General features: G+C 66.8%; 24 protein-coding genes. 5 read left to right on the top strand and 19 right to left on the bottom strand.

The features are described 5' to 3' along the window. Window positions 1-357 precede the first annotated feature (357 nt). Window positions 358-3,432, top strand: coding sequence for a ribonuclease E (rne, locus tag HSX14_RS09300; RefSeq protein ID WP_173173809.1), 3,075 nt, complete (start codon window positions 358-360; stop codon window positions 3,430-3,432). Window positions 3,433-3,625: 193 nt separating this feature from the next. Here the strand turns inward: rne and murB are convergent, their stop codons facing one another. From murB to HSX14_RS09260, 8 genes are all read right to left on the bottom strand, one after another. Next, window positions 3,626-4,645 carry a UDP-N-acetylmuramate dehydrogenase gene (gene murB / locus HSX14_RS09295; RefSeq protein ID WP_173173807.1) on the bottom strand — a complete coding sequence of 340 codons (1,020 nt, stop codon included), beginning with the start codon at window positions 4,643-4,645 and terminating at the stop codon, window positions 3,626-3,628. Continuing rightward, entirely contained in the window at window positions 4,642-5,100 is a 459-nt protein-coding gene (locus tag HSX14_RS09290; protein WP_173173805.1) for a low molecular weight protein-tyrosine-phosphatase, read from the bottom strand. Before HSX14_RS09290 ends, murB begins: the two co-directional genes overlap by 4 nt. After that, complete coding sequence (gene kdsB / locus HSX14_RS09285) at window positions 5,100-5,864, bottom strand: 3-deoxy-manno-octulosonate cytidylyltransferase (RefSeq protein ID WP_173173803.1); 765 nt, start codon at window positions 5,862-5,864, stop codon at window positions 5,100-5,102. Before kdsB ends, HSX14_RS09290 begins: the two co-directional genes overlap by 1 nt. Then, window positions 5,864-6,049 (bottom strand): Trm112 family protein, encoded by a 186-nt coding sequence (locus HSX14_RS09280; protein WP_111262773.1) that lies wholly within the window; start codon window positions 6,047-6,049, stop codon window positions 5,864-5,866. The genes kdsB and HSX14_RS09280 overlap by 1 nt, the downstream gene beginning before the upstream one ends. A 41-nt stretch (window positions 6,050-6,090) precedes the next feature. Continuing rightward, complete coding sequence (lpxK, locus tag HSX14_RS09275; protein ID WP_173173801.1) at window positions 6,091-7,095, bottom strand: tetraacyldisaccharide 4'-kinase; 1,005 nt, start codon at window positions 7,093-7,095, stop codon at window positions 6,091-6,093. Next, the gene (locus tag HSX14_RS09270) at window positions 7,095-7,538 is read right to left on the bottom strand and encodes an ExbD/TolR family protein (protein ID WP_173173799.1); all 444 of its coding nucleotides are present in this window, start codon (window positions 7,536-7,538) and stop codon (window positions 7,095-7,097) included. The genes lpxK and HSX14_RS09270 overlap by 1 nt, the downstream gene beginning before the upstream one ends. Continuing rightward, the gene (locus HSX14_RS09265; RefSeq protein WP_173173797.1) at window positions 7,535-8,170 is read right to left on the bottom strand and encodes a MotA/TolQ/ExbB proton channel family protein; all 636 of its coding nucleotides are present in this window, start codon (window positions 8,168-8,170) and stop codon (window positions 7,535-7,537) included. Before HSX14_RS09265 ends, HSX14_RS09270 begins: the two co-directional genes overlap by 4 nt. A gap of 72 nt (window positions 8,171-8,242) precedes the next feature. Beyond that, window positions 8,243-10,465 carry a DNA internalization-related competence protein ComEC/Rec2 gene (locus HSX14_RS09260; protein ID WP_228723564.1) on the bottom strand — a complete coding sequence of 741 codons (2,223 nt, stop codon included), beginning with the start codon at window positions 10,463-10,465 and terminating at the stop codon, window positions 8,243-8,245. Window positions 10,466-10,615: 150 nt separating this feature from the next. On the opposite strand from HSX14_RS09260, the gene HSX14_RS09255 reads away from it, so the two are divergent. Beyond that, on the top strand, window positions 10,616-11,146 hold the full coding sequence (locus HSX14_RS09255; RefSeq protein WP_173173795.1) for a DUF2062 domain-containing protein: 531 nt from the start codon (window positions 10,616-10,618) through the stop codon (window positions 11,144-11,146). Between the two features lie 70 nt (window positions 11,147-11,216). Here HSX14_RS09255 and HSX14_RS09250 read toward each other — a convergent pair whose 3' ends face one another. Genes HSX14_RS09250 through HSX14_RS09240 form a run of 3 tightly spaced genes read right to left on the bottom strand, consistent with a single transcriptional unit; the run spans window position 11,217 to window position 14,398 of the window. Then, window positions 11,217-12,461 (bottom strand): lipoprotein-releasing ABC transporter permease subunit, encoded by a 1,245-nt coding sequence (locus HSX14_RS09250; protein WP_173173793.1) that lies wholly within the window; start codon window positions 12,459-12,461, stop codon window positions 11,217-11,219. Window position 12,462: 1 nt separating this feature from the next. Beyond that, entirely contained in the window at window positions 12,463-13,146 is a 684-nt protein-coding gene (gene lolD, locus HSX14_RS09245; RefSeq protein WP_173174046.1) for a lipoprotein-releasing ABC transporter ATP-binding protein LolD, read from the bottom strand. A gap of 1 nt (window position 13,147) precedes the next feature. Beyond that, on the bottom strand, window positions 13,148-14,398 hold the full coding sequence (locus HSX14_RS09240) for a lipoprotein-releasing ABC transporter permease subunit (protein WP_173173791.1): 1,251 nt from the start codon (window positions 14,396-14,398) through the stop codon (window positions 13,148-13,150). A 96-nt stretch (window positions 14,399-14,494) separates the two neighbouring features. Between HSX14_RS09240 and HSX14_RS09235 the strand changes: the two genes are divergently transcribed. Genes HSX14_RS09235 through HSX14_RS09225 form a run of 3 tightly spaced genes read left to right on the top strand, consistent with a single transcriptional unit; the run spans window position 14,495 to window position 16,096 of the window. Further along, on the top strand, window positions 14,495-15,082 hold the full coding sequence (locus HSX14_RS09235) for a PilZ domain-containing protein (RefSeq protein ID WP_173173789.1): 588 nt from the start codon (window positions 14,495-14,497) through the stop codon (window positions 15,080-15,082). 4 nt (window positions 15,083-15,086) lie between these two features. Further along, window positions 15,087-15,380 (top strand): phosphodiesterase, encoded by a 294-nt coding sequence (locus tag HSX14_RS09230; RefSeq protein ID WP_111262764.1) that lies wholly within the window; start codon window positions 15,087-15,089, stop codon window positions 15,378-15,380. Beyond that, the gene (locus HSX14_RS09225; RefSeq protein ID WP_173173787.1) at window positions 15,377-16,096 is read left to right on the top strand and encodes a glycerophosphodiester phosphodiesterase; all 720 of its coding nucleotides are present in this window, start codon (window positions 15,377-15,379) and stop codon (window positions 16,094-16,096) included. The genes HSX14_RS09230 and HSX14_RS09225 overlap by 4 nt, the downstream gene beginning before the upstream one ends. A gap of 282 nt (window positions 16,097-16,378) precedes the next feature. Here the strand turns inward: HSX14_RS09225 and sthA are convergent, their stop codons facing one another. The 8 genes from sthA to HSX14_RS09185 form a co-directional block, all read right to left on the bottom strand. Beyond that, window positions 16,379-17,773, bottom strand: a complete 1,395-nt coding sequence (gene sthA / locus HSX14_RS09220; protein ID WP_111262762.1) for a Si-specific NAD(P)(+) transhydrogenase — start codon at window positions 17,771-17,773, stop codon at window positions 16,379-16,381. A 118-nt stretch (window positions 17,774-17,891) separates the two neighbouring features. Next, window positions 17,892-18,119, bottom strand: coding sequence for a (Na+)-NQR maturation NqrM (gene nqrM, locus HSX14_RS09215; protein WP_021219519.1), 228 nt, complete (start codon window positions 18,117-18,119; stop codon window positions 17,892-17,894). 2 nt (window positions 18,120-18,121) lie between these two features. Further along, window positions 18,122-19,129 carry an FAD:protein FMN transferase gene (locus HSX14_RS09210; RefSeq protein WP_173173785.1) on the bottom strand — a complete coding sequence of 336 codons (1,008 nt, stop codon included), beginning with the start codon at window positions 19,127-19,129 and terminating at the stop codon, window positions 18,122-18,124. Then, the gene (gene nqrF, locus HSX14_RS09205) at window positions 19,122-20,348 is read right to left on the bottom strand and encodes an NADH:ubiquinone reductase (Na(+)-transporting) subunit F (protein WP_173173783.1); all 1,227 of its coding nucleotides are present in this window, start codon (window positions 20,346-20,348) and stop codon (window positions 19,122-19,124) included. The genes HSX14_RS09210 and nqrF overlap by 8 nt, the downstream gene beginning before the upstream one ends. Window positions 20,349-20,357: 9 nt before the next feature. Continuing rightward, on the bottom strand, window positions 20,358-20,966 hold the full coding sequence (gene nqrE, locus HSX14_RS09200; protein WP_021219522.1) for an NADH:ubiquinone reductase (Na(+)-transporting) subunit E: 609 nt from the start codon (window positions 20,964-20,966) through the stop codon (window positions 20,358-20,360). Next, entirely contained in the window at window positions 20,966-21,640 is a 675-nt protein-coding gene (locus tag HSX14_RS09195) for an NADH:ubiquinone reductase (Na(+)-transporting) subunit D (protein WP_172433032.1), read from the bottom strand. The genes nqrE and HSX14_RS09195 overlap by 1 nt, the downstream gene beginning before the upstream one ends. After that, on the bottom strand, window positions 21,637-22,425 hold the full coding sequence (locus tag HSX14_RS09190; RefSeq protein WP_173173781.1) for a Na(+)-translocating NADH-quinone reductase subunit C: 789 nt from the start codon (window positions 22,423-22,425) through the stop codon (window positions 21,637-21,639). The genes HSX14_RS09195 and HSX14_RS09190 overlap by 4 nt, the downstream gene beginning before the upstream one ends. Continuing rightward, window positions 22,418-23,629, bottom strand: a complete 1,212-nt coding sequence (locus HSX14_RS09185) for an NADH:ubiquinone reductase (Na(+)-transporting) subunit B (protein WP_173173779.1) — start codon at window positions 23,627-23,629, stop codon at window positions 22,418-22,420. Before HSX14_RS09185 ends, HSX14_RS09190 begins: the two co-directional genes overlap by 8 nt.

Below are 23,629 nucleotides of genomic sequence, written 5' to 3'. Positions count from 1 at the left end.
CGACAATCCCCTAGGGGCAGTCGCGGTAAATGCAACCCGCTACGGATTCTGCGAGCGGCACCCGATTTTCAAGGGACAAGTGTAGGGTGGAGATGCACAACCGTCGGACTGCGTAGCAAACGCTTCAATCAAGACGCTTTATCTCGTCCGCTACCGATGGCTGATTCCTCCTCCTGACAACGTGCTTCTGTTACGACAACAGCAAGCAGGAGACGTCGTCGCGACCCCGGCCCTACTGGCCTGGATGTCGCTGGACACGGGAGTGGCATGCCGCTCCTGACGCGCACCTGACACCGACCGCGAGAGTCGTGTGTGCTGATCGCCGTTTCCGGCAGCCCCGGAAACCGACGGTACTACATGAAAAGAATGCTGATTAACGCAACTCAGCCCGAAGAGTTGCGTGTTGCCCTGGTCGACGGCCAACGCCTGTATGACCTGGATATCGAGTCGGGCGCCCGTGAACAGAAAAAGGCCAACATCTACAAAGGCCGCATCACCCGCATCGAGCCCAGCCTCGAGGCCGCATTCGTCGACTTCGGCGCCGATCGTCACGGCTTCCTGCCGCTGAAAGAAATCTCCCGCGAATACTTCAAGAAGTCCCCCGAGGGGCGCGTCAACATCAAGGACGTGCTCAACGAAGGCCAGGAAGTGATCGTCCAGGTCGAGAAGGAAGAGCGTGGCAACAAGGGCGCAGCCCTGACCACCTTCATCAGCCTCGCCGGCCGCTACCTGGTGCTGATGCCGAACAACCCGCGTGCCGGTGGCATCTCCCGTCGCATCGAGGGCGAAGAGCGCAACGAACTGCGTGAAGCCCTGAACGGCCTGAACGCCCCTGCCGACATGGGCCTGATCGTGCGCACCGCCGGCCTGGGCCGCTCCAGCGAAGAGCTGCAGTGGGACCTGGACTACCTGCTGCAGCTGTGGAGCGCCATCAAGGAAGCCTCCGGCGAGCGCGGCGCGCCGTTCCTGATCTACCAGGAAAGCAACGTCATCATCCGCGCCATCCGTGACTACCTGCGCCAGGACATCGGTGAAGTACTGGTCGACAGCGTGGAAGCCCAGGAAGAAGCCCTGAGCTTCATCCGCCAGGTGATGCCGCAGTACCAGAACAAGATCAAGCTCTATCAGGACAGCGTTCCGCTGTTCAACCGCTTCCAGATCGAAAGCCAGATCGAAACCGCCTTCCAGCGCGAAGTGAAGCTGCCGTCCGGTGGCTCCATCGTCATCGACCCGACCGAAGCCCTGGTGTCCATCGACATCAACTCGGCGCGTGCGACCAAAGGCGGTGACATCGAAGAAACCGCCCTGCAGACCAACCTGGAAGCGGCCGAGGAAATCGCCCGCCAGCTGCGCCTGCGCGATATCGGCGGCCTGATCGTCATCGACTTCATCGACATGACCCCGGCCAAGAACCAGCGCGCTGTGGAAGAAAAGGTCCGCGAAGCCCTGGAAGCCGACCGCGCCCGCGTCCAGGTCGGTCGCATCTCCCGCTTCGGCCTGCTGGAAATGTCCCGCCAGCGCCTGCGCCCGTCCCTCGGCGAGAGCAGCGGCATCGTCTGCCCCCGTTGCAACGGCCAGGGCATCATCCGTGACGTCGAGTCCCTGTCGCTGGCGATCCTGCGCCTGATCGAGGAAGAGGCCCTGAAGGACCGCACCGCGGAAGTTCGCGCCCAGGTGCCGATCCCGGTTGCCGCCTTCCTCCTCAACGAGAAGCGCAACAGCATCACCAAGATCGAGCTGCGTACCCGCGCCCGCATCGTCATCCTGCCGAACGACCATCTGGAGACGCCGCACTTCGAAGTGCAGCGCCTGCGCGATGACAGCCCGGAAGTGATGAACGGCCAGTCCAGCTACGAGATGACCCCGACCGAAACCGAGGATCACCAGCCGGCCGCCGCCACCCGTACCCTGGTCCGCCAGGAAGCCGCGGTGAAGACCGTCGCCCCCGAGCGCCCTGCCCCGGCCCCGCTGGCTCCGCCGACCGCCGCTGTCGCCGCGGCCGAACCGAGCCTGTTCAAGGGCCTGGTGAAGTCGCTGGTAGGCCTGTTCGCCGGCAAGGAAGAAGCCCAACCCGCCGCAACCGAGAAGAGCACCTCCAGCGAGCGCACCGCCCGCACCGAGGAGCGCCGTAACGGTCGTCAGCAGAACCGCCGCCGTGACGGCCGTGAAGGTCGCGAAGAGCGCAAGCCGCGTGAAGAGCGCCAGCCTCGCGAAGCCCGCGAGCCGCGTGAGCCTCGCGAAGGCCAGGAAAACCGCCGTGAACGTGGCGAGCGTCCGCCGCGCGAAGAGCGCCAACCGCGTGAAGACCGCCAGCCTCGCGAAGCCCGTGAGCCGCGTGAGCCCCGTGAAGAGCGCGCACCGCGTGAGCCTCGCGAGGAGCGTCAGCCTCGTGAAGAGCGCCAGCCGCGTGAAGAACGTGCACCCCGCGAAGCTCGTGAGCCGCGCGAGCCACGTGAACCCCGCGAAGGCCAGGAAAACCGCCGCGAACGTGGCGAGCGTCCGCCGCGCGAGGAGCGCCAGCCCCGTGAAGAGCGCGCACCGCGCACCGAGCAGGCAGCCGAGCCCAGCGAAGAAGAACTGCTGAACAACGAAGAGCTACTGGATGATGATCAGGAAGGCGCCGATGGCGAACGTCCTCGTCGTCGCTCCCGTGGCCAGCGTCGTCGCAGCAACCGCCGCGAGCGCCAGCGTGAAGTCGAAGGCGAAGAAGGCGTGGAAGGCAGCGAAGAGGCCACTGTCGAAGGCAGCGCTCCCGCTGCCGTCGCCGTGACCTCCGTCGCGGCCAGCGTCATCGCCGAGCAGGCCGAAGGCCAAGCCAGCAGCGAACCGACCCCGGTCGAGAACGCCACCAGCGAAGCGCCTGCCGCCGCATCCGTCGCCGAAACCATCGCCCAGGAGCAGGAACCGGCCGCAGTGGTCGAGACCAGCGCCCCGGCCGTTATCGAAAGCGAAGTGTCCGTCGTGGTTGCCGAACCGACCGTCGAAACCGTCGCCGTCGAAGCCCCGGTAGACGTCGTACCGGCTGCCGAAACCGTCGCGGAAATCGAGACTCCGGCCCCGGTCGAAGCCGAGCCGGTCTCCGCTCCCGCCGCCGCACCGGTCAGCGCCGGTGGCCGCGCACCGAACGATCCTCGTGAAGTGCGTCGTCGCCAGCAGGAAGCCGAGCGCCTGGCACGTGAAGCCGCTGCCGCTCCGGCCGTAGCAGCCCCGGTGGTTGAAGAAGCCGCCCCGGCCGTGGTCGAAGTCGCCGCTGAGCAGGAGCCGGTGGCTGAAGCCCAGGTCGAGCCTGTCGTCGAAGCCAGCGTGGAAGCCCCGGAAGTCGCTGAAGAGCCGAAGGTCGAAGTGACCCAGGCCAGCAGCGCCACCGAGGAAGCCGTTGCTGAAGCGACGAAGGAAGAGGAAGCCAAGGACGAGTCCAAGCCGACCGTCTGAGGCCCTGCCTGAATGAAAAAGGGATGCTTCGGCATCCCTTTTTCTTTGGGCCGGAAAAGTATCCAGCCCCCGATCTACGCGACGAAAATCACGACTGCTGGCCAGGCACAGGCAACGGAGCGGCACCCTGCCCTCCCGCAGGCCAATGAAAAAAGGGATGCCGAAGCATCCCTTTCATCGCCTGCAGCCAGCCTCAGAGCAGGTTCGGCTCCATCTCCAGTGACACGCCGAAGCGCTCGGCGACATCAGCCTGGATGCGCTGCGCCAGCGCCCACAGTTGCTGGCCGGTGGCAGCACCGTAGTTGACCAGCACCAACGCCTGCAAACGGTGGACGCCCGCATCGCCGTCTCGGAAGCCCTTCCAGCCCGCGCGCTCGATCAGCCAGCCCGCCGCCAGCTTCACCTGCCCGTCCCCCTGGGGATAGGCCACCAGATCCACATGCTCGCCACGCAACCGTTCGGCCAGCGCGGCAGAAACCAGCGGGTTCTTGAAGAAGCTGCCGGCATTGCCCAGTTGCGCCGGGTCGGGCAGCTTCTCGCTGCGAATGGAACAGATGGCACGGCTCACATCCAGCGCTGTCGGGGCGTCCACGCCCTGCTCCTGCAAGCGCTGGCGCACCGGGCCGTAGTCCAGGTGCAGGCGCGCATTGCGGCTCAAGCGGAAGCGCACACGCAGGATCAGCCAGCGGCCCGCTTCACGCTTGAACAGGCTGTCCCGGTAGGCGAAGGCGCATTCCTCCAGGGCAAACTCACGCAGCTCGCCGGTCTGGCGGTCCAGCGCGGTCAACCCGGCGAACACATCCTTGATCTCCACCCCATAGGCACCGATGTTCTGCATCGGCGCCGCGCCGACCGTACCGGGAATCAGGCTGAGGTTCTCCAGCCCCACCAGGCCCTGCGCCAGTGTCCAGAGCACGAAAGGGTGCCAGGCTTCCCCGGCCTCCGCCTCGACCACCACCGAATCGCCATCGTCAGTCAGGAGGCGCACGCCACGGCTGGCCATACGCAGCACCAGCGCGTCGACATCCCGGGTCAGCAACAGGTTGCTGCCGCCGCCGAACACCTGCAGCGACACGCCACGCTCCGCCGCCAGAACCAGCGCCTCGCGCACCTCCGCCTCGTCACGGGCTTCGGCGAACAGCCGCGCCCGGACATCGATGCCAAAGGTGTTGAAAGGCTTGAGGGGGACATTCTCGGAAACGACCAGGCTCACAGGCGCCCCCGTATCTCGGCGACCAGCCCGTCACAGGCCTGCTCGATCAGGTCCAGCACCTCTTCGAAGCCCTCCTCGCCCCCGTAGTAGGGATCCGGAACCTCCTCGGGCACCAGGCCGTAGCGACGCAGGAACAGGTCCGGCTCACTGCCGCCGCGACGCAGCCCCTTGAGGTCCCGCAGGTTGCTGTGGTCCATCGCCAGAACCAGGTCGAAACGGGCGAAATCGTCCACGCTCACCTGGCGCGCGCGCAGCAGGGAAAGGTCATAGCCACGGCGCTGGGCCGCCTGGCGGGTGCGCATGTCCGGCGCCTTGCCGACATGCCAGTCGCCGGTGCCGGCGGAGTCGACCTCCACCCGCTCGTCCAGGCCCGCCTCGCGCAGCTTGTGACGCAGAACGCCCTCGGCGGTGGGCGAGCGGCAGATGTTGCCGAGGCAGACGAACAGGACCTTCATCAGGCCCCCAGCAAGCGGCGGACCCGCTCCAGGTCTTCAGCGGTATCGACCCCGGCGGCCGGCGCCTCGACCGCATCGGCCACGTGAATACGCACGCCGTGCCAGAGCGCGCGAAGCTGCTCCAGGGACTCGGTGTTCTCCAACCAGCACGGGCCCCACGCGACGAAGTCATGGAGAAACCGCACGCGGTAGGCGTAGATGCCGATATGCCGGCGGTAAGGCACCCCTTCGGGCAGTGCATCGCGCCTTTGGGCGAAGGCATCCCGGGCCCAGGGCAGCGGTGCGCGACTGAACGTCAGGGCCAGGCCCTGGGTGTCGGTCGATACCTTGACCACGTTGGGGTTGAACAACGCCTCAACATCATGGATCGGCTCGGCCAGGGTGGCGATGCCGGCCTCGGGATGGGCGGCCAGGTTGGCTGCCACCTGATCGATGATCGACGGCGGGATCAGCGGCTCGTCGCCCTGTACGTTGACCACGATGGCATCGTCACCGAGCCCCAGCTGGGTGGCGACTTCGGCCAGGCGGTCGGTACCGGAGTTGTGGTCCACACGGGTCAGCACCACATCGGCGCCGAACGCCTTGCAGGCCTCGACGATGCGCGGATCGTCGGTGGCCACCACCACGCGCTCGGCCGAGCTGCGTCGCGCCTGCTCCCAGACGTGCTGGATCATCGGCTTGCCGCCGATGTCCTGCAGCGGCTTGCCGGGCAGGCGCGTGGAAGCGTAGCGAGCGGGGATGACGACGGTGAATGCCTGGCCCATCACTTGTCCAGCCGTTCATCGACGTTGAGGGTGCGCGCCTCGCTCTCCAGCATCACCGGGATGCCTTCGCGGACGGGGAAGGCCAGGGCATCGGCCTTGCAGACCAGCTCGCTCTTGTCGTCGGCGAGCTTCAGCGCGCCCTTGCACAGGGGGCAGGCGAGGATATCGAGCAGTTTGGTGTCCATGGGGAGTCCTTGGAGGCCACCCTCAGGGGTGGCTGATGGGGTTACGAGCGTTCGCTGGCCAGGCGTGCCAGGCGCGCGTCGAGCCAGGCGACGAAGCCCTCGGTGGGCACGGCATCGACGGCCAGGTACCACCAGTCGTCAGCGGCGAAGGCCCGGCATTTCACCGCGTCCTTCTCGGTCATCACCAGGGGCAGTGCCGGGCTGAATTGCAGCTCGGCGGCACCGAAGCTGGCGTGGTCGGCGAAAGCATGCGGAATCGGGCGCCAGTTTAGCGCCTCGAGCGTGGTGAAGAAACGCTGCGGATTACCGATGCCGGCGACCGCGTGGAGGGCCTGGCCAGGGGGGAAATGCTCGAGGCCGACCCGCTCGCCACTCAGCAGGTTGACCAACGCGGTGGGCCGCAGGCGGAAGCCATAGGCACCACCGGGGCCAGCGTCGGCGCCGTTGTAGAGCACCGCGTCGACACTCTCGAGGCGCTGCGCCGGCTCGCGCAGGGGGCCGGCCGGCAGGCAACGGCCGTTGCCCAGGCCACGGGCAGCGTCGATCAGCACCAGTTCGATGTCCCGTGCCAGGCGATAGTGCTGCAGGCCATCGTCGCTGAGTACCAGGTCCAGCGGGCCTTCGGCCAGCAACGCCGCCACGGCGCGACCCCGATCGGGGTCGATCACCAGGGGCACGCCCGTGCGCTGCACGATCAGCAGGGGCTCATCGCCGGCGACATCGGCCCCCTGCTCCGCCCGCACCCGCCAGGGCAGGCTCGGCGGGTGGGCACCGTAGCCACGGCTGACCACGCCTACGCGCAGGCCGAGGCCGCGGCAGTGCTCGATGAGCCAGAGAATCATGGGGGTCTTGCCGGTGCCGCCGACGGTGATGTTGCCCACCACCATGACCGGCACCGGGGAACGGTAGATGGGGCCCGCACCGGCGAGGAAGGCCTCCCGCTTGCGCCGCACCACGAGGCGGAACAACGCCTCCAGGGGGCGAAGCAGCACCAGGGCCGGATGCCCCCGGTACCAGGCGTCCAGCAGGCGATCGGAGAAGGCCATCAGGGCTTCTCCGGCTGGGCCTCGACCGTGGTGATGCGCAGCTTGCTGAAGCCCAGCTTGCCGGCCGCATCCATGGCGGTGATCACCGTCTGGTGGGTGGTCTTGGCATCGGCGCTGATGATCATCGGCAGGCTGTTGTCACCACCGGACTCCTTGCTCAGCGCCGTCATCAGCGTCGCCAGGTCGTTCTTCACCAGCACCTGGCCGTTGAGCGCGTACTGGCCATCGGCACTGATGGACAGCTCCAGGGTCTTCACCTCGGTGGCCTGGGCCGGCGTGCCGCTGACGGCTTCCGGCAATTCGATCTTCAACTCGCTGGGGCGGCTGAAGGTGGTGGTGACCACGAAGAACAGCAGCAGCACGAAGATCACGTCGATGAACGAAGTCAGGTTGAGGAAGACTTCCTCACGGGCGACGTTGCCCGCCCGGCGACGGAACTTCACGCTTTGGCTTCCTCTGCGAAGTCCACTTCACGATCGCCCTGGGTCACTTCCACCAGCTTGATCGCCTCCTGCTCCATGGCCACCACCAGCTCGTCGACACGACGCAGCAGGAAACGGTGGAAGAACACGGCGGGGATGGCGACCATCAGGCCAGCCGCGGTGGTGATCAGCGCCTTGCCGATACCGCCGGCCAGGGCCGGGGCGTTCGCCATGCCGTTGTCCATGAAGCCGCTGAAGATCTCGATCATCCCGAACACGGTACCCAAAAGGCCCAGCAGCGGGCCCATGGCGGCGATGGTGCCCAGGGTGTTGAGGTAGCGCTCCAGCTCATGGATGACGCGGGATGCAGCCTCCTCGATGCACTCCTTCATGATCTCGCGACCATGCTTGGAGTTGGCCAGGCCGGCGGCGAGGATCTCGCCCAGCGGGGACGATGCACGCAGTTCCTTGAGCTTCTGCGCGTTGAGCTGCTTGTCCTTGACCATGCGCCACACCTGGCCGAGCAATTGCGGCGGTGCGATGCGATTGGCACGAAGCGTCCACAGGCGCTCCACAATGATGGCGGTGGCTGCGATGGAACTCAGAATGATAGGCAGCATCATCCAGCCGCCTGCTTTGACCAGCTCCCACACGGTGGCAAATCCCCTTGAAAAAAGTGGCGCAACTCTAGCACAGGGTCAGGGCCCCGCCGACCGTCGCCGTTCTCATTTTTCCCGCCAGAAACGTGCCTGGGTCCGCAGTCCACGCACCTCGTCACGTTCGCCGAGACGGATCAGCAGCGCACCGGACTGCGCCGTGTCATGGATCGCGACGCCAGAGGCACGGTAGCGGGCGACGACGGACGGATGCGGATGACCGAAGGCGTTGTGGCTGCCCCGGGTGATCAACGCACCACGGGGCGACACCGCCTCGATCAGCGCCGCGGAGGAGGAGCTGGCACTGCCGTGGTGCGGTGCCAGCAGCCAGTCGGCGCGCAGGGGTTCACCGCTGGCGATCCAGGCGGCCTCGGCCTGGACACCGATGTCGCCGGTCAGGTGGATGCGCTCGCCGTGCGCCTCGACGCTGAGCACACAGGACCGGTCGTTGCCACTGCGCGCCTGCTCCCAGCGCCAGGTACGCAGGCGCACGCCATCCCACTCCCACGCTTGGTTGCCACAGGCCGTGGCGCCCAGCGCAGCCGGCAGGCGCAGCGGCTCACCGCTGACCACCCGCGTCACCGGCATGCCACGCAGTACCGCTCCGGCACCGCCGGCGTGGTCGTTGTCGGCATGGCTGAGCAGCAACTGGTCCAGCTGCCGCACCCCCAGCCCCAACAGGCTCGGTAGCACCACCCGCTCGCCCATGTCGAAGTCGCCGCGCCGGGCGCCCGTGTCGTAGAGCAGCGCGTGCTCCCGGGTCCGCACCAGCACCGACAATCCCTGCCCGACATCCAGCAGCCAGATGTCCGCCCTCCCCCAGGGCGGCCGCTCCACGGGGGGAAACAACGTCGGCAACAGCAGCGCCACGCCCAGGACACGCACCGGCACGCCCGCCGGAAGAACCAGCAACAGGCAGCCGCCCATGCCCAGCAGCCAGGCCCACGGAGGAACGGCCGTCGCTTGCCAGGCCGGGACCCACGCGGCGATCCAGGCCAGCAGCCGGAACAACAGCTCCAGCGAACCGCCGGCCAGCCACAGCAGCCCTGCGCCCAGCCAGGGCACGCCCTGCAGCGCAGTCCCGAGCAGGGACAGCGGCACCGAGACCAGGCTGACCCAGGGCACGGCGACCAGGTTGGCCAGCGGGCCACTCAGGCTGATGGGCAGTGCCAACGCCAGCAGCAAGGGTGACAGCGCCAACCCCATGGTCCATTGCGCGCGCCACCAGCTGAGCCACCAGGGTGGCACGCCCATCCGCCCCGCGAAGATCAGGATGAGCAACGCCACGGCGCCGAAGGACAACCAGAATCCTGCCTGCAGGGAGGCCAGCGGGTCCGCCGCCAGCACCACGCAGAAGGCCACCAGCAACGGGCGGACCACCCCGAGGTGGCGGAAACGCAGGCGCCAGAGCAGCGCGATGGCGGTCATCAGGCAAGCGCGCTGCACCGGCACGTCGAAGCCGGCCAGCAAGCCGTAGCCCAGCGATCCGACGAACGCCAGGGCACAGGCGCAGGGCAACCAGGGCAGGCGTCCGGGCCAGAGACCGAGCCGCGCCAGCAGCGCGACGGCGCCGTAGAGCACGGCGGCGAGCAAGGCGATGTGCTGGCCGGAGATCACCATCAGGTGCACGGTCCCCGTGTCCTGAAGCAAGCGCCAGTCGGCAGCGACCAGTCCCGAGCCATCGCCCAGTACCAACGCCGCGATGCCGCCGTTGCGCCCATGGGCCGGCACCTGCTCGATGCCCTGGCGCAGGCGGTCACGCCAGGCGGCGGGGCCATTGCCCGGCGCCAACGGCTTGCCGGCCTTCACCGAACCGCTGGCGCCTATGTGCCGGGCAAGGAGCCAGGCTTCGTAATCGAAGGCATGCGGATTGACCAGGCCGCGCGGGCGCTTGAGGGTCACGGCCAGGCGCCAGCGCTCCCCGCCGCGCAGCTGTGGCCCGCCGTACCAGGACAGGCGGATACGCGACGGCAGTTCGGCACCTGGCATCTGCGGATCGTCCAACTCGAAGCGCACCACCCCGCTGCCCCGTTGCGGCAGCCCGACGACCCGCCCCTCCAGCCAGCGGGTCTCGCCATCGAGGGATGGGGCCAGCCGATCATCCAGGGCCCATTGGGCGCAGCAGCAGCCCCAGGCGATCCCCAGCAGGAACAGACCGGGCGCCCGCCCGCGCCCGGCCAGCAATGCCAGCCCCAGTGCCGCCGCCGCGAGCAGCCAGGCGGTCGGCGGCAACGCCGGCATGAACCGCACCGCAGCCAGGCCACCGCCCAGCGCCACCAACGCCCACGTCATCGCACTCCCCTCCCTGGGAAGCCCCGCCACGCGCCACGGCCAATGACCGTCGATCGGAGCGGTTCCATTCATTTATCGACACAAACTGACCCGGCGATGTCATAACCATGAATGCATAATGTCGGCGCTTCAGCCTGCCAGAGAGCCCTCATGCCGCGTCGCCTCTTCAAACGCTACATGCCGAACCCGGACCTGATCAGGGAACACAAGTCGCTGCGCTTCCTCGGCGCCCTGATCCATGACCCGAACCTCTGGCACCTCAACCGCCACTCGGTCTCGCGGGCAATGGCGATGGGCCTGTTCGCCGCGTTCATACCCTTGCCCCTGCAGATGCTGCTGGCCGCCGGCCTGGCCATCACCGTGCGCGCCAACCTGCCGATCTCCGTCGGCCTGGTCTGGCTGACGAACCCTATCACCATGCCGCCGGTCTTCTATTGCACCTACAAGATGGGCGCCTGGCTGATGGGCGTGCCGCCGCGCACCCTGCCCGACGAGCTGACCTTCCAGTGGATCACCCAGGAACTCTCGACCGTCTGGCAGCCTTTCCTGCTCGGCTCCATCGTCTGCGGCATCCTCGTCGGTGCACTGGGCTACATGCTGACCATGCTCTACTGGCGCTGGTGGGTCGGCCACAGCTGGCGCAAACGTCAGAAGCGCCGCCAGCAGTCCGGGCACCAGTAGCGCCAATTTCCGAGCCCGAAATGAAAAACGCCGCTTTCGAGCGGCGTTTTCAATGGTGGAGGGTCGGGCCCTATTCGTAGCGCAGCGCCTCCGCCGGCTGGGTCTGGGCGGCGCGCCAGGCCGGATACAGGGTCGCGAGGAAGCTCAGCAGCAGCGCGGCACCGCAGATCAGCACCACGTCCGCCACCTGCAGGTCGGAAGGCAGGTAGCTGACGAAATACACGTCGGAGCTGAAGATGTGCTGCCCACTGGCCCGCTCCAGCGCGGCGATCCAGGTGCTGACATTGAGCGCGGTGACGATGCCCAGCACCGTACCGATCAGGGTACCGACCGCACCGATGACGCTGCCCTGGACCATGAAGATGGCCATGATCTGCCGGGGCGTGGCGCCCAGGGTGCGGAGGATGGCGATGTCGGCGCGCTTGTCGGCGACCACCATGATCAAGGTGGCGATGATGTTGAACGCGGCCACGGCGACGATCAGCAGCAGCAGCAGGCCGATCATGGTCTTCTCCATCTTCATCGCGCTGAACAGGCTGCCCTGGGTGTGGGTCCAGTCATCGGCGCGATAGCCCGCGCCCAGCGCCTTGACGATCTGCGCGGAGACGCGCGGCGCCTCGTAGAGATCCTTCAGGGCGATGCGCACGCTCTGCACCTGGCCTTCCTGCAGGCGCTGGATGGCCGCGGCGTCGGCGACGTTGATCAGCGCCAGGGAGCTGTCGAGCTCGGCACCCACCTTGAACACCCCCACCACGTTGAGGCGCTGCATGCGCGGGGTGATGCCGCCCGGCGCGCTGCTGACCTCCGGCACGATCAGGGTCAGCTTGTCGCCGACATTGAGATGGAAGCGCCGCGCGGTGATCTCGCCGACGACGATGCCGAACTCGCCGGGTACGAGGTCTTCCAGCGCGCCCTGGACGATGTGCTTGCCGATGATGGAGACCTTGGGCTCCTCCGCCGGGTCGATGCCGTTGATCTGCACCGGCTGCATCATGCCTTTGTAGGAGAGCATGCCCTCCAGCTCGGCGAAGGGCACCGCGCCGGTCACCTCGGGGTGCTTCATCGCCGCGCTGGCGACGCTGCGCCAGTCATCCAGGGGCTGGTCGGCCGCGAGGGTGGCATGGGGCACCATGCCGAGGATCCGCGAGCTCATCTCCTTCTGGAAGCCGTTCATCACCGAGAGCACGACGATCATCGCCAGCACGCCCAGGGCGAGGCCGATCATCGAGGTCAGCGAAATGAAGGAGATGAAGTGGTTGCGGCGCTTCGCGCGGGTGTAGCGCGCGCCGATGAATATCGCCAGGGGTCTGAACATGTCAGGCAGCCACCAGCCGGCCTTCTTCCAGGCGCAGCACCCGGTCCATCTGCTGGGCCAGTTGCAGGTCGTGGGTCACCACCAGGAAGGCGGTACGCAACGACCCGCTGAGTTCCAGCATCAGCTCCTGGATGCTCTGGGCGGTGTGCTTGTCGAGGTTGCCGGTGGGCTCGTCCAGCAGCACCAGCTCCGGCGTGTTGACCAGGGCGCGGGCGATGGCCACGCGCTGGCGCTCGCCGCCGGAGAGCTCCGCCGGCTTGTGCGACAGGCGATGGCCGAGGCCGACGCGCTCGAGCAGGGCCGTGGCGCGCTGGCGTGCCTCGGCGATCGGCGTGCGGCCGATCAGCAACGGCATGCAGACGTTCTCCAGCGCGGTGAACTCGGGCAACAGGTGGTGGAACTGGTAGACGAAGCCCAGCGCGCGATTGCGCAGCAGGCCACGGGCCTTCTCGTTAAGGGCGGACAGCTCCTCGCCCGCCAGCCAGACGCTGCCGGTGCTGGGGGTGTCGAGCCCGCCGAGCATGTTCAGCAGGGTGCTCTTGCCCGAACCGGAGCTACCGACGATGGCGATGCGCTCGCCCGGGTGCAGCTCCAGCTCGACGCCGGACAGCACCTGTACCGATTGCGGGCCTTCCTCGTAGCTCTTGCCCAGGTTGCGGCAGCTCAGTACCGCGCGATCTTTCACGTCACTCATAACGAAGCGCCTCTGCGGGCTGGGTGCGCGCGGCACGCCAGGCCGGGTAAAGGGTGGCGAAGAAACTCAAAACCAGCGCGGCGCCGCAGACCAGCACCACGTCCTCCAGCATCAGCTGCGAGGGCAGGTAGTCGATGAAGTAGACGTCGGCGCTGAGGAACTTGTGGCCGAGCACGTCCTCCAGCCAGGAGATGGCGGCGCTGACATTGAGCGCGGCAAGGATGCCCAGCACGCAACCGATGGCGGTGCCGACCACGCCTATCACCGTGCCCTGGACCATGAAGATGCCCATGATCTGCCCCGGCGTGGCACCGAGGGTGCGGAGGATGGCGATGTCGCCCTTCTTGTCGGTGACCACCATGACCAGGGTGGAGATGATGTTGAACGCGGCGACGGCGACGATCAGCAGCAGCAGCAGGCCGATCATGGTCTTCTCCATGCGGATGGCCTGGTAGAGGTTGCCGTGGGTGCGGGTCCAGTCGCGGGCGTAGAAGTCCTCGCCCTTGAGCTGCCCGGCGATCTGCCAGGCCACGCGCGGCGCCTGGAACAGGTCGTCGAGCTTCAGGCGCAGGCCCTGCACCTGGTCCGGCTTCCAGCGGTGCAGGCGCGCGGTGTCCTTGATGTTGGCCACGGCCAGGGCGCCGTCCAGCTCACCGGCGCCGACATGGAAGATGCCGACCACGGTGAAGCGCTTCATGCGCGGGAACACGCCGGCCGGGGTGACCGCCACTTCCGGCAGCACGAAGGTGACCTTGTCGCCGAGGCCGACGCCGAGCTTGGTAGCCGCCTTGTCGCCGATGACGATGCCGAACTCGCCGGCACGCAGCGAGGCCAGGTCGCCCTTCACGAAGAAGTCATCGATGATCGAGACCTGGCTTTCCAGCGCCGGGTCGACCGCATTGACCAGCACCTTCTGCACCTTGCCGTCGTTGGTCAGCAGGCCCTGCATCTGGGTGAAGGGTGCCACCGCGACGATGCCCGGGTGCGCGCGCACCTTGTCGGCCAGCGCCTGCCAGTCGTTGATCGGCACGGCGGACTCGATGGTGGCGTGGGGCACCATGCCCAGCACGCGCTCGCGCATCTCGCGGTCGAAGCCGTTCATCACCGACAGCACGAGGATCATCACCAGCACGCCGAGGGCGAGGCCGATCATGGAAGTCAGGGAGATGAACGAGACGAAGTAACTGCGACGCTTGGCGCGCGTGTAACGGGCGCCGATGAACAGGGGCAGCGGTCTGAACATAGAAAAAAGGTTCGCTTGCGAAGAAAGGAACGTCCTTGTGGCGGGGCCCGGCGAGCAGCTTTACACTCAGACCACCCCTGCAGCCATGGGTTCGCCATGTCGACACAAGACGCAGATGACCGCCGCGAATACTACCGTATCGAAGATACGATCGCACTGGAATTTACCCCCCTGACCCACGCCCAGGCGCAGGCCAGTGAGGAGCTCCACGACCCGTCGCCGCTGTTCAATCTGCTCAGTGACCTGCACCTGATGGACTTCGAGTCGCAGCACCTGCTGCGGCACATTTCCGAGCGCGACCGGACCCTGGCCAACTACCTGAAGGTCATGAACAAACGCATCGACCTGCTCGGCCAGGCCGTGGCCCAGAGCCTGATGCGCGACATCGGCCCGCCGCGCCGGGTGACGCTCTCCGAGGGCGGTGTCGGCTTCGTCTGCCCGCAGCCCTTCGAGCTCGGCTGCCACCTGGCCATCAAGATGGTGCTGATGCCCCAGGCGCTCGGCCTGCTGCTGCGTGCGGTGGTGATCCACAGCCAGCCACGCGATGACGGCCAGTTCGAGATCGGCACCGAATTCGAAGCGCTGACTGACGCACAGCGCCAATTGCTCGCCCGACATATCCTGCAGAAGCAGGCCCAGGCTCGCCGCCAGGCCCGCGCTCGCCCGGTTCCGCCTCCAGGATGACCCCATGTCGCGCCTTCTGCTCCTGCTCTGCCTGTCCCTCCCCCTCCCGGCCCTGGCCGAAACCATCGAGATCCCTGTCGGCCAGCAAGGCGACAGCGGCCTTTCGCTGCCCGCGCGCGGCGAATCGCAGCGCGCCGTACTCGAGCGTTTCGGCCTGCCGGACGAGGAACATCCCGCCGTCGGCAAACCGCCGATCACGCGCTGGGACTACCGGGAGTTCTCCGTCTATTTCGAGAGCGGGCATGTCGTCGACAGCGTCCGCCACCACCAACCCCGACATCCCGAGGTTTCACAGTGACCCTGATCTACGGCCATCGCGGCGCCAAGGGCGAATGCCCGGAAAACACCCTGGCCAGCTTCCAGCAGTGCCTCTCCCACGGCGTGAAACGCTGCGAACTCGACCTGCACCTGTCCCGTGACGGCGAACTGATGGTGATCCACGACCCGACGCTCAAGCGCACCACCGGTCGCCGCGGCAAGGTGGTGGAACACGACGCCGATGAGCTGGTGACCTACGACGCCCGCCAGGGCGGCCCGGGCTGGGTGAAGCCCTGCCCCATCCCGCGCCTCGCCGAGCTGTTCGAACAGTGCGACTTCGATCACTGGCAGCTGGAAGTGAAGAGCGCCTCCCGCGTGCGCGCCGCGCGTACCGTGCTGGCCATCCGCGAGCTGGCCGATCGCCACGGGCTGCTGGACAAGGTCACCGTCACCTCCAGCTCCCGCGAGGTGCTGCGCGCACTGAACCGCCTGACGCCCGACCTCGCCCGCGGCCTGGTAGCCGAGTACGCCTGGCTCGACCCGCTGAAGGTCGCCGCCAACCACGGCTGCAACCTGCTGGCGCTGAACTGGACCCTGTGCACCCCCGAGCGCCTGCAGAAGGCGCAGAAGCAGGGCCTGCACGTGTCGGTGTGGACGGTGAACGAGCCGGCCCTGATGCGTCGTCTCGCCGACTTCGGCGTGGACAGCATCATCACCGACTTCCCCGGCCTGGCGGTGAGCACGCTGGCGCGCTGAGGCGCAGTCGGTCCCGGGGCCCTTTCGGCGCCACAGGTTGGCGCCGAGCGCAGCGAGGCCCAACGGTGCGAGGTTCAGCATTGTTTCCTGAACACGCGGTGGGCTGAAGCCCACCCTGCGCCCATCCGAGCGTCACTCACCCCGGAACGAAAAAACCGGCCGCAAGGGCCGGTTTTTCATGGGCGTCGCCTGATCAGAAGCTCTCCCGATTCGGCCAGCGCCAGGTGCGCGGTTCGCCGAGAGGGTCCTCCCCGGCCGGCTCAGGCGCCCGGCCGGTGCCGCTCAAAAAAGCCGGTTGAGGCCGTCGAACGCCGCCACCCGATAGGCTTCCGCCATGGTCGGGTAGTTGAAGGTGGTGTTGATGAAGTACTTGATGCTGTTGGCTTCGCCCTTCTGGTTCATGATCGCCTGGCCGATGTGGACGATCTCCGAGGCCTGGTAGCCGAAACAGTGCACGCCGAGCACTTCCAGGGTCTCGCGATGGAAGAGGATCTTCAGCATGCCCACCGGTTCGTGGGAGATCTGCGCACGGGCCATGCCCTTGAAGAACGCCTTGCCCACTTCGTAGGGGATCTTCGCCTGGGTCAGCTCGCGCTCGTTCTTGCCGATGGAGCTGATCTCCGGAATGGTGTAGATGCCGGTGGGCACGTCGTCGACGAAGCGCCAGCTGTCGTTCTCCACCGCGCTGCCGGCGGCCGAGCGGCCCTGGTCGGCGGCGGCGCTGGCCAGGCTCGGCCAGCCGATCACGTCACCCGCCGCGAAGATGTTGCCCACCTCGGTGCGGTAGTACTGGTCCACGGCGATCTGGCCGCGGCTGTTGACCTTGATGCCGATGTTCTCCAGCCCCAGGCGGTCGGTGTTGCCGGTACGGCCGTTGCACCACAGCAGGCAGTCGGCCTTGATCTTCTTGCCGGACTTCAGGTGCAGGATCACGCCGTTCTCCAGCCCCTCGATGCGCTCGTACTCCTCGTTGTGGCGGATGAGCACGTTGTTGTTGCGCAGGTGGTAGCTGAGGGCGTCGGAGATCTCGTCGTCGAGGAAGCTGAGCAGCTGGTCGCGGTTGTCGATCAGGTCCACCAGCACGCCCAGGCCGCTGAAGATGGAGGCGTATTCCGAGCCGATCACGCCGGCACCGTAGATGATGATGCGGCGCGGGGTGTGGGTAAGGCTGAGGATGGTGTCGCTGTCGTAGATGCGCGGGTGGTGGAAGTCCACGTCCGCCGGGCGGTAGGGACGCGAGCCGGTGGCGATGATGACCTGCTTGGCCACCAGCTTTTCCACCACGCCGCTGGCGCATACCACTTCGACGGTCTGCTCGTCGGAGAAGCTGGCGGTGCCGAAGAACACGTCGACGCGGTTACGGGCGTAGTAGCCAGTGCGCGAGGCGACCTGCTTGGAGATCACCCGCTCGGCACTCTTGAGCACGTCGGGGAAGGAGAACCAGCGCGGCTCGCCGATCTGGCGGAACAGCGGGTTGGTGTTGTACTGCATGATCTGCCGCACCGAGTGGCGCAGGGCCTTGGACGGGATGGTGCCCAGGTGGGTGCAGTTGCCGCCGACCAGCGGGCGGTTGTCGACCACCGCCACCTTGCGTCCGGCCTTGGCGGCGTTCATCGCCGCCCCTTCCCCCGCCGGGCCGGAACCCAGCACCACTACGTCGTAGTTGTAGACAGCCATGCTTACTCCTCATAACGGGCCGGAGGGCTCTCTGTGGCCTCCGGCAGGGCCGCGGAACGGGTCACCGCAGCGTTTCGAACTCGGCGCGCAGCTTAGTCACGCTGCATGGCGCTGCACATTAGCGCTTGGTCGCGTCGTAGGCGAGTTTTGCATCCACTACATCGCCGTCGCGATTGGCTTCCTCGCACTTTTCGCGATTGCCGCCACAGATCGAGCACTCCTTCTCGATCCCCAGGTTGGCGATGCCACCGCAGGAACCGGCGATGGGCTTGCGCCCCATGATCACGCCGATGGCCATGCCCAGCACCACCAGCAGCATGATCAGGAAGACCAGTAGCCAGGTCATGTTCAGTGCGCCTCCGTGGGGAACAATTGCTCGAAGCGGCGGCTGCCGCGGGTGGCGAAGCCCGTGCCTTCACGGGTGACGAAGAACGCCGCGATGTCGTGGCGGTCGGCAAACGCCAGGCCGGCCTCGGGGCCGAGCACCATCAACAGCGTAGACAGTCCATCGGCACGCAGGGCCGACGGATCGATGACCGTGACCGCTGCCAGGTGATGGGTGATGGGTGCGCCGCTCGTGGGATCGAGGGTGTGAGAATACCGCTGTCCACCCCGTTCGAAGTAGTTGCGATAGTCGCCTGAGGTGGAAATGCCCATGTCCTGCAATGCAACAATCTTCTGCGCCACCTGGCGGTCGTCGCGCGGCGCCTCGATGGCCACGCGCCAGGGGCTGCCGTCGGGCTTGTGGCCGATGGCCTTCATCTCCCCGGTGATTTCCACCAGCGAGCTGGTCACGCCCAGTTCGTCCAGCCGCGCGCTGACGCGGTCCACGGCATAGCCGGCGGCGATGGCGTTGAAGTCCAGCTGAACGGCGGCGTCCTTGCACAGTTGGTCGCCCTGGTGCTTGAGGTGCTGGTGACCGACATCGGCCCGGGCCGCGGCGATGGCCTCGGCGCTGGGCACCTGGTCCCCGCGCGACTGCGGGCCGAAGCCCCAGAGGTTGAGCAGCGGCTCCAGGGTCATGTCGAAGGCGCCATCGCTCTGTGCGGACAGGCTGTCGCCAAAGGCCACCAGCTCCAGCATCGGCGCCGGCAGGGCCATGCAGCTGCCTGCCGGCAGGGCGTTGAAACGCTCCACGTCGGAGTCGGCGCGGTAGGTGGACATCTGCCGATCGATTTCGGCGAGGATGCCCTCCACTTCGCCCCGCGCCTGCTCCACGGAGGGCCCGGACGCGTTGCGCACGTACTTCACCGAGTAGCTGCTGCCCATGGTCGGGCCGCCGAACTGCTCCAGGGAATCGCCGCATCCGGCCAGCAGGAGGCTGGCCGAAAGCAGCAGGGCAACGTGTCTAACCACCGAAGTCGTCCAGCAGGATGTTCTCGCGTTCGACGCCCAGGTCCAGCAGCATCTTGATCACTGCGGCGTTCATCATCGGCGGGCCGCACATGTAGAACTCGCAGTCCTCGGGGGCCGGGTGGTCCTTGAGGTAGTTCTCGAACAGCACGTTGTGGATGAAGCCGGTGTAGCCGGTCCAGTTGTCCTCGGGCTGCGGGTCGGACAGCGCCAGATGCCACTGGAAGTTCGGGTTCTCGGCGGCCAGCTGGTCGTACTCCTCGGTGTAGAAGGCTTCGCGCAGGGAGCGCGCGCCGTACCAGAAGCTGATCTTGCGCCGGGAGCCCAGGCGCTTGAGCTGGTCGAAGATGTGCGAGCGCATGGGCGCCATGCCCGCGCCGCCACCGATGAAGACCATCTCGGCGTCGGTATCCTTGGCGAAGAACTCGCCGAAGGGGCCGTACACGGTGACCTTGTCGCCCGGCTTGAGGTTGAACACCCAGGAGGACATCTTGCCCGGCGGGATCTCGTCCTTGCCCGGCGGCGGCGAGGCCACGCGGATGTTGAACTTCACGATGCCCTTCTCGTCCGGGTAGTTGGCCATGGAGTAGGCGCGGATGACGGTCTCGTCGACCCTGGAGACGTACTTCCAGAAGTTGAACCTGTCCCAGTCGGCCCGGTATTCGGGCTGGATGTCGAAGTCCTTGTAGTGCACCTCGTGGGGCGGGCACTCCAGCTGGACGTAGCCGCCGGCGCGGAAGTCGACGCTCTCCCCTTCCGGCAGGCGCAGGGTCAGCTCCTTGATGAAGGTGGCGACGTTGGGGTTGGACTCCACCGTGCATTCCCACTTCTTCACCCCGAAGACCTCTTCGGGCACCTCGATGTGCATGTCCTGCTTCACCGGGGTCTGGCAGGACAGGCGCCAGCCTTCCTTCGCCTGGCGGCGAGTGAAGTGGGACTCCTCGGTGGGCAGCATCTCGCCGCCACCGCTCTCCACCACGCACTTGCACTGGGCGCAGGTACCACCGCCCCCGCAGGCCGAGGAGAGGAAGACGTTCTGCGCCGCCAGGGTCTGCAGCAGCTTGCCGCCGGCCGGGACGGTGATGGTGCGCTCGCGGTTGATCACGATGTTCACGTCGCCGCTGGACACCAGCTTGGCGCGGGCGGCGAGGATGATCACCACCAGCGCGAGGACGATGGCGGTGAACATGCCAATGGCGAGGAAGATTTCGAAACTCGGCATGTCGTCTCCTTACAGCTGGACGCCCGAAAAGGACATGAAGCCCAGCGACATCAGGCCGATGGTGATGAAGGTGATGCCCAGGCCCTGCAGGCCCTCGGGTACATCGCTGTACTTGAGCTTCTCGCGGATGCCGGCGAGCAGCGCGATGGCCAGGGCCCAGGAGAAGCCGGAACCGACGCCGTAGACCACGCTCTCACCCAGGTTGTAGTCGCGCTCCACCATGAACAGCGAGCCGGCCATGATGGCGCAGTTCACCGTGATCAGCGGCAGGAACACGCCGAGGGCGTTGTAGAGCGAGGGCACGTACTTGTCGAGCAGCATCTCGAGGATCTGCACGATGGCGGCGATCACCCCGATGTAGCTGAGCAGGCCGAGGAACGACAGGTCCACGTCCGGCAGGCCGGCCCAGGCCAGCGCACCGTCCTTGAGTAGGAGGGTGTAGAGCAGGTTGTTGGCCGGCACGGTGATGGCCTGCACCACGATCACGGCGATGCCGAGGCCGATGGCGGTTTCCACCTTCTTGGAAATGGCGATGAAGGTGCACATGCCGAGGAAGAAGGCCAGGGCCATGTTCTCGACGAACACCGCCTTCACGAACAGGCTGATGTAGTGCTCCATCAGTAGGCCTCCTTGTTGGATACCTGGGGCGCGATCTTGAAGGACGGCGCTTCCTTCTGCTCGGTCTTCCAGCTGCGCAGGGCCCAGATGATCAGGCCGATGAGGAAGAAGGCCGAGGGCGGCAGCAGCAACAGGCCGTTGGGCTGGTACCAGCCGCCGTCGTTGATCACCGGGAGGATCTCGTAGCCCAGCAGCTTGCCGGAGCCGAACAGCTCGCGGATCACGCCGAGGACGATGAGCATGGCGCTGTAGCCCAGGCCGTTGCCGATGCCGTCGAAGAACGACAGCACGGGCGGGTTGGCCATGGCGAAGGCTTCGGCGCGGCCCATCACGATGCAGTTGGTGATGATCAGGCCGACGAACACCGAGAGCTGCTTGGACAGGCTGAAGGCATAGGCCTTGAGCACCTGGTCCACCACTATCACCAGCGAGGCGATGATCACCATCTGCACGATCATGCGGATCGAGCTGGGGATCTGGCTGCGGATCATCGAGATGAACAGGTTGGAGAAGCCGGTCACCAGCGTCAGGGCGATGGACATCACCAGCGCGGTTTTCAGGTTGGAGGTGACCGCCAGGGCCGAGCAGATGCCGAGGATCTGCAGGCCGATGGGGTTGTTGTGCAGGATCGGGTCCAGCAGGACCGAGCGGATCGTGGGTTGCGCCATGTTCATGCCTCCCCGTTGTTCAGCTTGGCCAGGAAGGGGCCGAAGCCGTTCTTGCCGAGCCAGAAATGCAGCAGATTGTTGACGCCCTTGCTGGTCAGCGTGGCGCCGGCCAGGCCGTCGACCTGGTGGCTGGCCTTGGGCGAGCCGGGCTCGACGCTGCCCTTGATGATCTGGATGGCCAGCTGGCCCTGCTCATCGAACAGGCTCTTGCCGTTCCACAGCGCCTTCCATTTCGGGTTGTCCACCTCGCCGCCGAGGCCGGGCGTCTCGCCGTGCTGGTAGAAACCCAGGCCGACCACGGTGTCGAGATCGCCCTTGAGGGCGAGGAAGCCGTACAGGGTCGACCACAGGCCGTAGCCGCGCACCGGCAGGATCAGGGTGTCCAGCTGGCCGTCCTTCTCCACCAGGTAGACGGTGGTGAAGCGCTCGCGGCGCTTGATGGAGGCGATGTCCTGGTCACCCGGCAGGGCGTTGGAGAGCTTCGGGTCCTTGGCGGCCTTCAGCGGGTCGAAGCCGGTGGCCTGGATGGCGTCGCTGTACTCGCCGCTGGAGAGGTCCACCACCTTGGCGGTGATGCGCTCGGCATAGAGCGCCTTCACTTCGCTGGCGGACATGCCCGGCTGGCCGAGGCCGGCGATGGAGAGGATGCTGCGCTGCTTGTCCAGCTCGCGGTTCTCCACCTGCACCGGCTTGAGGGCCACCGCCCCGCCGGCGACGAAGATGGAGCACACCAGGCAGACCACCAGGGCCACCAGCAGGGTGCGGATCGTGGATTCCTTCTGGTTAGCCATGGCGTGCCAGCCTCCGCTTGATGTTGGCCTGGACGACGAAGTGGTCGATCAGCGGTGCACAGAGGTTGGCGAAGAGGATCGCCAGCATCATGCCTTCCGGGAAGGCGGGGTTGACCACGCGGATCAGCACCACCATCAGGCCGATCAGCGCGCCGAACAGCCATTTGCCGGTGTTGGTCATGGAGGCGGACACCGGGTCGGTGGCCATGAACATCATGCCGAAGGCGAAGCCGCCGAGGACCAGGTGCCAGTACCAGGGCATGGCGAACATCGGGTTGGTGTCGGAACCGATGGCGTTGAACAGCGTGCTGGTGGCGATCATGCCCAGCATCACGCCGGCGACGATGCGCCAGGCGGCGATGCGGGTCAGCAGCAGCACGCCGCCGCCGATGAAGATGGCCAGGGTGCTGGTCTCGCCGATGGAGCCGTGAATGGTGCCGAGGAAGGCGTCCATCCAGGTGATGCCGTGGCCGAGGATGTTCTCCACGCCACCGGCAGCGCCCAGGCTCAGGGAAGTGGCGCCGGCGAAGCCGTCCACCGCCGTCCACACGGCGTCGCCGGAAATCTGCGCCGGGTAGGCGAAGAACAGGAAGGCACGGCCCACCAGGGCGGGGTTGAGGAAGTTCTTGCCGGTGCCGCCGAACACTTCCTTGCCCAGCACCACGCCGAAGCTGATGCCCAGGGCCACCTGCCACAGCGGGATGCTCGGCGGCAGGGTGAGGGCGAAGAGCACGGAGGTGACGAAGAAGCCTTCGTTCACCTCATGGCGGCGGATGGCGGCGAACAGCACTTCCCAGAAGCCGCCGACGATGAAGGTCACGGCGTAGATGGGCAGGAACCAGGCCGCGCCCTGGATGACGTTGTCCCACAGGCTGTTGGGGTCGAAGCCGGCCAGGCTGCCGATCAGCGCGAAGCGCCAGCCGTCCTGGGCGGCCAGCAGGTCCGGGCTCTGGGCGAACACCAGGTTGGCCTGGTAGCCCACGTTCCACATGCCGAAGAACATCGCCGGGAAGGTGCAGAGCCACACGGTGATCATCATGCGCTTGAGGTCGATGCCGTCGCGCACGTGGGCCGTGGTCCGGGTGACGTTGGCCGGCCGGTAGAAGAAGGTGTCGATCGCTTCATACAGGGCGTACCACTTCTCGAAGCGGCCCCCCTGTTCGAAGTTGTGCTCGATCCGGTCGAGGAATTTGCGCAGGCCCAT

The organism is Pseudomonas tohonis, from assembly GCF_012767755.2.
Taxonomy (GTDB): Bacteria; Pseudomonadota; Gammaproteobacteria; order Pseudomonadales; family Pseudomonadaceae; genus Metapseudomonas; species Metapseudomonas tohonis.
The sequence above is the reverse complement of the archived record's forward strand: the minus strand, read 5'-3'. Positions and strand labels throughout refer to the sequence as shown.

Excerpts from the sequence above, each read along its gene's own strand:
- rne (WP_173173809.1), top strand. The coding sequence starts at position 358 with ATGAAAAGAATGCTGATTAACGCAACTCAGCCCGAAGAGTTGCGTGTT.
- HSX14_RS09290 (WP_173173805.1), bottom strand. The coding sequence starts at position 5,100 with ATGAAGGTCCTGTTCGTCTGCCTCGGCAACATCTGCCGCTCGCCCACC.
- kdsB (WP_173173803.1), bottom strand. The coding sequence starts at position 5,864 with ATGGGCCAGGCATTCACCGTCGTCATCCCCGCTCGCTACGCTTCCACG.
- HSX14_RS09280 (WP_111262773.1), bottom strand. The coding sequence starts at position 6,049 with ATGGACACCAAACTGCTCGATATCCTCGCCTGCCCCCTGTGCAAGGGC.
- lpxK (WP_173173801.1), bottom strand. The coding sequence starts at position 7,095 with ATGGCCTTCTCCGATCGCCTGCTGGACGCCTGGTACCGGGGGCATCCG.
- HSX14_RS09260 (WP_228723564.1), bottom strand. The coding sequence starts at position 10,465 with ATGACGTGGGCGTTGGTGGCGCTGGGCGGTGGCCTGGCTGCGGTGCGG.
- HSX14_RS09255 (WP_173173795.1), top strand. The coding sequence starts at position 10,616 with ATGCCGCGTCGCCTCTTCAAACGCTACATGCCGAACCCGGACCTGATC.
- HSX14_RS09250 (WP_173173793.1), bottom strand. The coding sequence starts at position 12,461 with ATGTTCAGACCCCTGGCGATATTCATCGGCGCGCGCTACACCCGCGCG.
- HSX14_RS09240 (WP_173173791.1), bottom strand. The coding sequence starts at position 14,398 with ATGTTCAGACCGCTGCCCCTGTTCATCGGCGCCCGTTACACGCGCGCC.
- HSX14_RS09235 (WP_173173789.1), top strand. The coding sequence starts at position 14,495 with ATGTCGACACAAGACGCAGATGACCGCCGCGAATACTACCGTATCGAA.
- HSX14_RS09230 (WP_111262764.1), top strand. The coding sequence starts at position 15,087 with ATGTCGCGCCTTCTGCTCCTGCTCTGCCTGTCCCTCCCCCTCCCGGCC.
- sthA (WP_111262762.1), bottom strand. The coding sequence starts at position 17,773 with ATGGCTGTCTACAACTACGACGTAGTGGTGCTGGGTTCCGGCCCGGCG.
- nqrM (WP_021219519.1), bottom strand. The coding sequence starts at position 18,119 with ATGACCTGGCTACTGGTCTTCCTGATCATGCTGCTGGTGGTGCTGGGC.
- nqrF (WP_173173783.1), bottom strand. The coding sequence starts at position 20,348 with ATGCCGAGTTTCGAAATCTTCCTCGCCATTGGCATGTTCACCGCCATC.
- nqrE (WP_021219522.1), bottom strand. The coding sequence starts at position 20,966 with ATGGAGCACTACATCAGCCTGTTCGTGAAGGCGGTGTTCGTCGAGAAC.
- HSX14_RS09195 (WP_172433032.1), bottom strand. The coding sequence starts at position 21,640 with ATGAACATGGCGCAACCCACGATCCGCTCGGTCCTGCTGGACCCGATC.
- HSX14_RS09190 (WP_173173781.1), bottom strand. The coding sequence starts at position 22,425 with ATGGCTAACCAGAAGGAATCCACGATCCGCACCCTGCTGGTGGCCCTG.
- HSX14_RS09185 (WP_173173779.1), bottom strand. The coding sequence starts at position 23,629 with ATGGGCCTGCGCAAATTCCTCGACCGGATCGAGCACAACTTCGAACAG.